At 44.4% G+C, this 9,902-nt stretch carries 5 protein-coding genes, 2 tRNA genes and 2 pseudogenes; 1 reads left to right on the plus strand and 8 read right to left on the minus strand.

The features are described 5' to 3' along the window. Positions 1-400 precede the first annotated feature (400 nt). From DMI82_RS14280 to DMI82_RS14300, 5 genes and pseudogenes are all read right to left on the minus strand, one after another. Positions 401-1,144, minus strand: coding sequence for a creatininase family protein (locus tag DMI82_RS14280; RefSeq protein ID WP_110103653.1), 744 nt, complete (start codon positions 1,142-1,144; stop codon positions 401-403). 785 nt (positions 1,145-1,929) lie between these two features. Further along, positions 1,930-2,361, minus strand: a pseudogene (locus DMI82_RS14285) (transposase); the annotation flags it as partial. Positions 2,362-2,684: 323 nt separating this feature from the next. Next, positions 2,685-3,707 carry a LacI family DNA-binding transcriptional regulator gene (locus tag DMI82_RS14290; RefSeq protein WP_110103654.1) on the minus strand — a complete coding sequence of 341 codons (1,023 nt, stop codon included), beginning with the start codon at positions 3,705-3,707 and terminating at the stop codon, positions 2,685-2,687. Positions 3,708-3,905: 198 nt separating this feature from the next. Next, entirely contained in the window at positions 3,906-7,778 is a 3,873-nt protein-coding gene (locus DMI82_RS14295) for an FtsX-like permease family protein (protein ID WP_110103655.1), read from the minus strand. Then, positions 7,772-8,485: an ABC transporter ATP-binding protein gene (locus DMI82_RS14300; RefSeq protein ID WP_021977039.1), complete on the minus strand. Its 714-nt coding sequence runs from the start codon at positions 8,483-8,485 to the stop codon at positions 7,772-7,774. The genes DMI82_RS14295 and DMI82_RS14300 overlap by 7 nt, the downstream gene beginning before the upstream one ends. Before the next feature lie 321 nt (positions 8,486-8,806). On the opposite strand from DMI82_RS14300, the gene DMI82_RS14305 reads away from it, so the two are divergent. Then, positions 8,807-9,145: a hypothetical protein gene (locus DMI82_RS14305; protein WP_110103656.1), complete on the plus strand. Its 339-nt coding sequence runs from the start codon at positions 8,807-8,809 to the stop codon at positions 9,143-9,145. A 70-nt stretch (positions 9,146-9,215) separates the two neighbouring features. On the opposite strand, the pseudogene DMI82_RS14310 reads toward DMI82_RS14305, so the two are convergent. From DMI82_RS14310 to DMI82_RS14325, 3 genes and pseudogenes are all read right to left on the minus strand, one after another. Then, a pseudogene (locus DMI82_RS14310) lies at positions 9,216-9,425 on the minus strand (bifunctional 4-hydroxy-2-oxoglutarate aldolase/2-dehydro-3-deoxy-phosphogluconate aldolase); the annotation flags it as partial. Between the two features lie 192 nt (positions 9,426-9,617). Next, a tRNA-Cys gene (locus DMI82_RS14320) sits at positions 9,618-9,688 on the minus strand. A 3-nt stretch (positions 9,689-9,691) separates the two neighbouring features. Beyond that, positions 9,692-9,764, minus strand: a tRNA-Asn gene (locus tag DMI82_RS14325). Between the last annotated feature and the right edge of the window lie 138 nt (positions 9,765-9,902).

The following is a 9,902-nucleotide window of genomic DNA, read 5'->3' on the forward strand; positions in this document are numbered from 1 at the left end:
TGTGCGAAGGGCGATCATTCTCGCGGTACCACCTTCATTATCCGGAAAAAACATCTGTTATTCCCGTCTATCTCTTGTCCCTTAACGCGGGGTACGTGAAAACCTACACAGCAGCATCTGCATCTGTTCTGCATTTCTGCTTTCAGTTTCCCGGCTCCTAAGCTACCTTCTGCAGTCCTCCATCTGAAAATGCCTTTCAGCCTGCGCTTCTCTTGCGTCTGTGCATTTCTCTCTGTCAGCGTAGATCTGCATACTCCTCTTATTCAACACCTTTGCCATGTTCCTACTATAATGAAATTTTCTTTTTTTGTCAAGACAGAGGCCTTATTTCAAAAGTAAAAATCAAAATAAAACAGAATATCTCCACCGGTTATTTTTTCCAATGGAGATATTTTTTTATCTATCTTTCTTTTATTGTTTTGTACTCCTTCTCAATGCCTGCGATCAGTGTTTTCATTGTATATTCCAGAATTTCATTTCCGAATGCTTCCGATGATTCTCGGACCGGATGACGTCCTGCAATACCGATCAGATTACTCTCATCTTCTTTTACCTGTCCAAAGTCAACCAGTTCCGGCCGAACAGCCATTACAATAGAGGTCTCATTTGCTCCGGCATGATCATTCTGATATTTCAGTCTCTCATCATCCGCATAGGTCCATGCTGTCATAATGCACAGTCCGTATTTTTCTTCTGCCTCTTCCTTCATTTCCTGAAATGCATTTGTTGACGGACCGTGTCCATGTCCCACAACGATGCGGACTCCTGCTCTGGAAAGCTGTGCAAAAATACTGCGCAGCAGATCCTGAAACAGTCCCTTTTCCATCCAGTAAGCACTGCCCTTCATCTGCTGGGCACAATAGATATTCAGTGCGCCCTCTGTATTGATATCCATTCCATAAAATACAGTTCCCCGATCATCAAATAAACGGTCAGGTCCCATGAACAGCATCGGAAGCACTACACCACCGACCTTTTCTGCCACCCGGACAAACAGTTCTTTTGACTGGATCCCGTCAGCTCCAAGAGGCATATGCGGACCATGCCATTCCAGTGTGCCAAGTGGCAGATAGGCAACCGGCATCTCCTTTATCCTCTGTACACATTCTTCCGGAAGTAATTCCTCGTATAATACTTTTTTCATGCTCGTCTCCTCCTCATATAATCAAGTGTTTTTTATTGAAAATTCAAGTTTTTTCAACCTTTATATCTCAGTGAACAAGCCAAAGCTATAAGCATTTCGATATATCAAGTACTGAAATAGTGGTTAGAAGGTATACGAAATAAAACGTCATTGATTTCCGCTTTACTGGCCTTGTGTATACCCATCCCTCTATGGCAGCTAACCTCCTATATCCACCAGGATCATCTCTGTCTCCAGAGGTCCTAACTTGTCGGGTAGAAACACCTATTACTAAGTATATCCCCCACAGATCCGTACGTGCCCAATTCAGGCATACGGCTCTTCACGACACTTATGCCTCAGATTATCCATATAGGCTCACATAAATACGTGGTCTTACTATAGGATGCTCCTTCAAAAACTGATTGAATCCATCCCATGTATAACTTTTCCTCTGACTATGCCTATTCATCCAAAAATAAAGAATCTGAATAACTCTCTTACGGAAGTTATCCATCATTTGATAGTTATCACTTATTCCATAATAATGTTAATACCCGATTAAAATCTGATTTACTTTTGCAAGAATATATTTCTTCTTTTCAAATCTCATGTGTCAGCTATGCTCCTTAACGGGGTCATATGCCCCATGGTGACTATTTCTGCCGACTACTGGCTCATTCTTTGTATTGTTGATTACTGACTTGCTTCCTGTACCAGCACTGTGATCAGTGGACGTTATCTGTTACATTCTGCTTGATTCAGTGGCTGCCCAGATGACAGCCTCTACTATAGTTACTTTTTTCTTACGCTACTTGCAGATAAGCTGCCGGTCTCCTGATATCACTGACCAGCTTTTGGGGGTCATAAGCCACACCTTTTGTCAGCATCGCATAAAAGTCACGTATCAGCTTGGCCGCAACCGCCATAAGTGACTGCATCTTCTTTAATGGATTCAGTTTTCTGGTTGTGTAATAATTATGGAGTTCTCTGAACTCCGGATTCTTCGCTACAAGCGACATTGCAACCTCAAAGAGCAGGTATCTGAGTCTCTTTCGGCCCCGTCTGCTTATTGTTGTCTCGCCCTTGTGCTTTCCTGAACTATTTTCAACCAATGCCAATCCTGCAAGCTTCTGCAGTTCCTTCGGATTGCTGAAGCGGCTAATATCACCTACTTCTGCAAGGAACCCTGACACTGTCCTGATTCCCACACCTTTGATCCCTAACAGCTTTTCAGCCATCGGAATCTGTTTTACCAGTTCTTCAATTAGAACCATAACTTCCTGCAGACGTGTATTTCTGGATTCATAGTCCTCCAGAAGCATTCGGATCTCCATTCTTGCAGATACTGCTCCTTCTTTGCTTCCAACGCTGTGCTCTGCAGCTTCTATCAGAGTCTTCGCCCTCGCTTAGCGGTATCTTCCTTGACGGTATCTTCTTTAGCGGTGTCTCCTCCAGAATTGCCAGCATTTCCGGCTGTTCCGCATCCTACAAGAGTCAGCAGTGACATTGATGCCGCAATACCGGCGGCAATTAATTTTTCGCTTTCATATTTTTCCTCCTATTTTTCATAATGACCAGGAATTCCCACACTGTCACGGATCTGCAGCAGATATTCATTTTCCTTTTCATCACATGGTCTCTCGGCTCCATCCTGTAGATACAGCATGCCGTTTATGATACTTTTTGCCTGATATTCTACCGGCTGACTGATCGTAGACAGTGAAGGCGTTATGCGTTCCGCAAACGGAATACCGTCAAACGAAACTACAGATACGTCCTCCGGAATTCTGTAACCATGCTTCATGATCCAGGACATTACCTCTATCGCAACTTCATCGCTGTAACAAAACAATGCCGTTGGCAGCTTTTGAGGTACAAATATCTTCTCTATCACAGAAATCAGACTGCTTTTTTCATAGTCTCCATGGATCTGACCGATCAGGGATTCTTCTTGATCCAGCTGCATCTGCCTTACAGCTCTTAAAAATCCCCGTTTCCTTGCAATAAGGAAGCTGTCGTCCATTTCGTCAATGCAAAAGATGCCCCCTATCCTTCTGTGGCCAAGCTGGGCAAGATAGCATATGGTCTCATAGACAGAGCTTTCATTTTTTTCCATGATATTCAAACGCATTTCCGGTGACTGCATATGACAGACTTTAATCCTAAAATTTTCTTTTATATACGCTTCCTCTTCCCGTGAGAGCAGAAAAAGGCTAAAGCAGACTTCGATTCCTCTGATCTCCAGTTCTCTTAATGCTTCCAGTTTTTCCTCAAATCCTGAATTGCAATAACGGATAATACAGCCATATCCCATCTTACATGCAAACTCATTCAGATACCGAAACAACAGAAGCTGATACTGATTAATGTAGTTTGTCATTATAAAGCCGAACAGTTTTGACTTCTTACCAGCCAGATACTGTGCGTGAACGCTGGGATTATAATTGTACTTTCTGATGGTATCTACCACTCTTTTCTGCAGCTTCTCGCTGACTGGTTTGGAACGGTTGATAACACGGGAAACTGTAGCGATCGAACACCCGCTTTTTTTCGCGATAAATTTAATATCTATATTTGCCATATTTAAAATTCCTCCGGAAGAATTCTATGGTTACATTTTATAGGAAAACGTTTACATTTCAATTGTGAAATACTTACAAAATTAGCTTCAGGCAGATCATGGTCATCCCAGTCTTTCAGGATATTCATTACAAAACTGCCTGCATACAGGGAAATATGTAAAATTCCTGTATGCAGGCAGTCTTATCATTTCATTATTTTATTCCACGCTCTTCAGTGACTCTACCATATTGATCTTTTTCAGCTTAAAATGCATCACCATATTTACAAACATGGAGAACCCAAAGGTAATGATTCCACTGTAAACAAAGCTTATTGGCTTGATATTTCTTCCGAACATTACCGCATCTACCTCAACGGTTGTGATCACATACCGGTGGAGGAAGATTCCGAACACTGCGCCTGCCAGAATCCCTATGAAGGACAGCAGGATATTTTCCCGGAATACATACTGGGAAACTTCGCCATCATAAAATCCCAGGACCTTCAATGTTGCAAGCTCTCTCTGACGCTCTGTGATATTGATGTTGTTCAGATTATACAGTACCACAAATGCCAGCATTCCGGCAGAAATAATCAGGACCCAGATCACCGCTCCGAGGGATCCCAGCATTCGCTCTACCTGACCTGCTGTGCTGCTTGTATAGCTGATACTTAAAGCTGCCGGATATTTCAGGATTGCATTTCCAAGAGTTTCCAGATCACTCTCTGCATCCTCTTTCATAGTATATACTGTACTTGAATATTCCGGTTTCTCTCCGAATGTTTTTTCATAACAGGGTGGGGTCATGTAAACGTAATGTCCCATATAGTTCTCCGTGACAGCAGTGATCTTTACTTTATATTTTCTGTTGTCTTTCTCCAGGGTAATCTCGTCTCCTGTTTTCACACCGATAAGAGAAGCCGTTTTTTCACAGATCACCGCTCCATCATCGGTAAGCTCATACTGCTCGTGGGACTTTCTGTCACGTAATGTTACATCCTCTTTAAAATTTTCCGTATTTTCCGGAACATACACATAGATACTGACACTTCCCTTTTCTTTTGGTGCCGTCATCTTGGTGAGCTGCACACGGGTATAGTGATCGATCTCGCTGTTTCCGTCCAGGAATTTCAGAAGATCCTTTTCCTGGCTGTCTGTGGCATCCTCATCATTGATCACCATGGCATCATAGTGCTGGATCTGGTCATATTGGAGAATTGCAATATCCATAATGGAATCATAAAGTCCGAATCCTACAAGCATCAGTCCCATGCTTCCTGCAATTCCGAAAATGGTCATAAAAAGACGCTTTTTATAACGGAAAAGATTTCGCATGGATGATTTCCAGGAAAAGCTCAGATGCTTCCAGATAAAGCTAATCCGTTCAATAAGGATCCGTTTTCCTTCTTTCGGTGCAGGCGGACGCATCAGAGATGCCGGTGTTTCTGCCAGGGTCTTTGCGCAGGAAAACAGTGTAGCGCCCATAGTACAGATCACCGCTGCCCCGGAAGCGATCAGTGCATATTGTAACTCATAATCCAGCTGCATGTGATCGCCAATATTCCAGTACATGATTCCATACGCCTGGATAATGATAAACGGAAGAACCTTTTCTCCGAAAAGTACTCCTGCGATACTTCCACCTACTGTAGCCAGAAATGCGTAGCTGAGATACTTGGATGCAATGGATGCTTTTCCGTATCCCAGCGCTTTCATGGTTCCGATCTGGGTTCGCTGTTCCTCCACCATTCGTGTCATCGTGGTAAGACTGATCAGAGCCGCTACAAGGAAGAATATCATCGGGAAAACCTTTCCGATGTTTTTCAGTCGCTCTGCGTTATCACCAAAATCCGAATATTCTGGAAGGTCATTGCGGTCCGTGACGATCCACTCCGGTGTTTCAATATCATCCACCTCTTTCTGGGCATCCTCGATCTTCTGCTGGGCTTCCGCAATTTTGTCATCGGCTTCTTTTTTGCCGTCCTGATATTCTTTCTTTCCATCGGAAAGCTTCTTTTTGGCGTCCTCCAGGTCTTTTTTGGCGTCTTTTAATTTCTGTTCATTTTCCCGGATCTCTTTTTCACCATCCAGGAGCTTCTGTTCATTTGCATCCAGTTCTGCCTGACTGCTGGTAAGCTTTTCTGTGTTGGCCTGGATCTCTGCCTGACCGGCATTTAACTGGGCCTGTTTTTCCTCCAGCTGCTGCCGCCCTGAGCTGAGCTGGGCTCTGGCCGAATCCAGCTGACTCTGGCCATCATCCAGAGTTGCCTGGTTTACCGCAATTTCTTCTTTTGCCGCGGAAAGCTCTGCTTTCTTTGTTTCCAGTTCTTTTTTCCCTTTATCCAGTTCTTCCTGGCCTTCGTTCAGCTGTGCCTCTGTCCTGGAAAGTGTCTCTTCCTGTTCTTTGATCTGGCTGAAGCCCTCATTGATCTGACCTAGGCTGCTCTCCAGTTCAGCTCTTGTCTGGGCCAGCTCTGATTTTTTTGCAGTAAGCTCTGCCTGCGCCCCGTCGATCTGGGCCTGACCGGCATTTATCTGTTCTTCCATTGCACTGATCTGACCATTTAAAGTCTGGATCTGCGTGGAAAGCTCCGCCAGCTCTTCCTCGGTTTTTCCTGCTTCCACACCGGCGTCATACTGCGCCTGCAGCTCCGCCGCCTGACTGCTTAATGCCTCTTTCTGGCTGGTCAATTCATCCAGCTGTGCCTGCTGCCCGGAAAGGGCTTCTTCACTGGAACTGATCTGGGATTCGCCCTCGGAAACCTGTACAAGTCCTGCCTCACACTGTTCTTTCTGACCGGTGAGAGCAGTCTTTGTTTCTTTGATCGTATTCTTTCCCGTTTCCAACTGTTCTCTTCCACTGTCAAGCTCAGCCTGTTTGCTTTCCAGTGTTTTTTCCGCTTCCCGGAGCTGGACCTCACCGTCACTTACCTGCTGTTTTGCGGCATTCAGCTGTTCATATCCGGCAGTCAGCTCTGCCTGCTTCTCATTTATCTGTGCTTCGGAGTCGGCAAGCTGGGATCTGGCAGTATTTAACTGGGACAGACCGTCTTCCACCTGCTGTTTTGCGCTGTTAAGCTGAGACCATCCATCTTCAATCTGCTTTCTTCCGTCAGCAAGCTGCTGTTTTCCATCGGTCAGCTCCTTTTTTGCATCACTGAGCTGCTGTTTTCCATCTTCGTACTCTTTTTTTCCATCCTCATACTTCTTCTGCCCATCATCCAGCTTTTTCTTCGCGTCGCCAAGTTTTTCCTCTGATTCCTTCTTTCCGTCCTCAAGCTCTTTTCTGGCATCATCCAGTTTTTCATTGGCTTCTGCGACGATCTCATCGTAGCGCAGGCTGCACTGTTCTTTTTCGATGCCTTCCACACGCTTCTGTATTTTCCTGATAAGATTGTCGTAAGCATCGGTATAGCTGATCACATCCCCGGATTCATGGACCATAATATAGATCTGGGTAAAAGCTTCCTGTTCAAAATCCTCAGGAAGAATGTATCCGAAGCCGCTGACCTCACCGGATCCAAGAGTCGTATTTCCTCTGTTAAATGAAATATAAAGAGGGCTGCTTCCGATTCCCACAACTGTATAGGTTGTTTTTTTCAGAAGCTCACTGTCTCCATCCTCACTGACAGATATGGTATCCCCGATTTTATACCCCCGATTCTTTGCAAATGGCTTGTCCAGAAAAATCTCGCCGCTTTTTTCCGGTATCCTTCCTTCATCTGCTGTAAGTAGATTAAAATTGCTGCTGATAGATTCCAGATGAAGAACCTTCCTGGCATCGTCCTCTCCACTCATAACATCCGTAGAGTAGCTGCCCTCAGCCAGTTCCACATCGTCAATATCCGATACCGCTTTTACATCACGCTGAGTCAGTCCCAGGGTTCCCTGGATCTTCAGATCCATCAGCTTTGCTGCTTCATAATAAGCATCTCCGGAATATCTCATATCCGGAGAAGACGCCTGGATCCCGGAAAAAAATGCAACACCCAGTGCCACGATCAGAAAGATCGAGATAAAACGTGCTTTACTTTTCCGGATCTCCATCCAGAAATCTTTGTGTAATGCCTTCATTCCGTCACCTACCATTCAATCTCTTCCACTGGTGTGGGATGTGCATTTTCAGTCATCCTGGAAACCTTGCCGTTTTTGATCTTGATCACACGGTCGGCCATAGGTGTCAATGCAGAGTTATGAGTAATGACAATAACCGTCATGCCCCGTTCCCTGCAGGTATCCTGAAGGAGCTTCAGGATTGCCTTGCCGGTCTGATAATCCAACGCTCCTGTAGGTTCATCACAGAGCAGAAGCTTTGGATTCTTCGCCAGCGCTCTGGCTATGGAAACTCTCTGCTGCTCACCGCCGGATAACTGTGCCGGAAAATTGGTCAGTCTCTCCCTCAGCCCTACTTCCTCCAGAACTGTCCTAGCATCCAGAGGATCCTTACAGATCTGAAGAGCAAGCTCCACATTCTCCAATGCAGTCAGATTTGGCACCAGATTATAAAACTGGAATACAAATCCAATATCCTCCCGTCGGTATCCGGTCAGCTGCCGGTCTGTATATTTTGCAATATTTTTTCCATCGATCCAGACATTGCCGGATGTGGCCTTATCCATTCCGCCCAGGATATTCAGCACCGTTGTCTTTCCGGCACCGCTTGGTCCTACCACAACCACAAATTCTCCTTTTTTTATCCGGAAGCTGATCTCATCCACAGCTATGATCTTCACTTCTTTTGAGCCATAGATTTTGGATACATTCTCCAGCTTCACATATTCTTCCGTATGCTCCATTTCCACCCCTCCTCTTTACTCTCTATATGATTTCAGGGGGCTTTTATCTGCCCCCTTTTAATTCTCTCACTCACGTATCACAGCTGTAGAAAAATGTTTTCGGCTGTGATCGAATATTATTAATAACTATATTTATAAGTATATCGGTTCTTAATTCAAAATGCAATTTCTACTTATATTTTACAAAGATTTTTCATTCCTGCGCATTTGTATTTTACATTTCTTTTCTATAATACAGACAGATAAAGGAAATCAATATTATGGCTGACTGTTGCTGACAACAGCAGAAGTATAATTCCAGCAAAACAGGAGGAATGGATTATGTATAAAGTACTGTGGAATCACTTAGATCAAAATTTAAAAAAGGCCCCTGCGCCAGCTGTTTTTCTTGCACTTTTGACAGCTGGATGGAGTGTAGCCGGAATTCTTGCAGGATTACTTGTTTGTCTGGAACTTCAGACAGAACTGATGGTGAAGCTGACTGTGATCTTATGTGCCGGTGGATACGCCGGACTGATTCCCGGTTTCTTCGGTGGGATCTTTTATCTTTACCGAATGGATCTTCGGAAACCTTCTGCGGGTCCTGTAGCTGATCTGGCAGCTGAAGCGGAAAAAACTTCTGCCGATCCTGCTTCATTGATCTATTTTCACAATAATTGACAAAAAAGCAGAACTCTGCCTGGTTGTGCAGGGTTCTGCTTTTTTTATTGAATATGTGTATTAAGTTTGATTACTTTCTTATGGAATCCGCAAGCTTTTTTGCTTCTGCTGTCAGTTCTCTTATTTTGTCAAATTCTCCTGCCTTCACAAGATCTCCTTTTACCATCCAGCTTCCGCCGCAGCAGAGGATTTTCTCACAGGAAAGATAGTCCTCAAGGTTTTTCGCATTGATCCCGCCGGTAGGCATAAAACGGATTCCTGTATAAGGAGCTGCCATTGCAGAGCATGACGCTTTGCGTGCTCAGGATGCCATGTACCTTCACCTGTTTTATAATCGTAAACGAATCCTGCTTACGGAAAAAAATTCCTGATGCTGTCCGATCTTCCAGAAGTCTGTCTTCACGGTCTTCAGCAAGTACATTTTTATAGGAAAAATAAGCCCTGGAAATTCATCTTTCCAGGGCTTTCTAAGAGGTGCCACCCGGATTTGAACCGGGGATAGAGGTGTTGCAGACCTTTGCCTTACCACTTGGCTATGGCACCATGCTCCCCCTGTTGGACTCGAACCAACGACACTGCGGTTAACAGCCGCATGCTCTACCGACTGAGCTAAGGAGGAATATTTAATTTAAGGATTATACCTTAAAAACTACATACATGCTTGTTGATCGTTAATCAAACTCTTTGAATCAATTCTTAACCTGCGTTTCTTGGTCAAGCCCTCACCCGATTAGTAACAGTCAGCTCCATGTGTTAC

It is taken from the genome of Blautia sp. BCRC 81119 (genome assembly GCF_003184505.1).
GTDB classification, from domain to species: domain Bacteria; phylum Bacillota; class Clostridia; order Lachnospirales; family Lachnospiraceae; genus Blautia_A; species Blautia_A fusiformis.

What these genes read in the sequence shown, in the direction of transcription:
- DMI82_RS14305 (WP_110103656.1), top strand. Translation starts at nt 8,807, where the DNA reads ATGTATAAAGTACTGTGGAATCACTTAGATCAAAATTTAAAAAAGGCC.
- DMI82_RS14290 (WP_110103654.1), bottom strand. Translation starts at nt 3,707, where the DNA reads ATGGCAAATATAGATATTAAATTTATCGCGAAAAAAAGCGGGTGTTCG.
- DMI82_RS14300 (WP_021977039.1), bottom strand. Translation starts at nt 8,485, where the DNA reads ATGGAGCATACGGAAGAATATGTGAAGCTGGAGAATGTATCCAAAATC.
- DMI82_RS14295 (WP_110103655.1), bottom strand. Translation starts at nt 7,778, where the DNA reads ATGGTAGGTGACGGAATGAAGGCATTACACAAAGATTTCTGGATGGAG.
- DMI82_RS14280 (WP_110103653.1), bottom strand. Translation starts at nt 1,144, where the DNA reads ATGAAAAAAGTATTATACGAGGAATTACTTCCGGAAGAATGTGTACAG.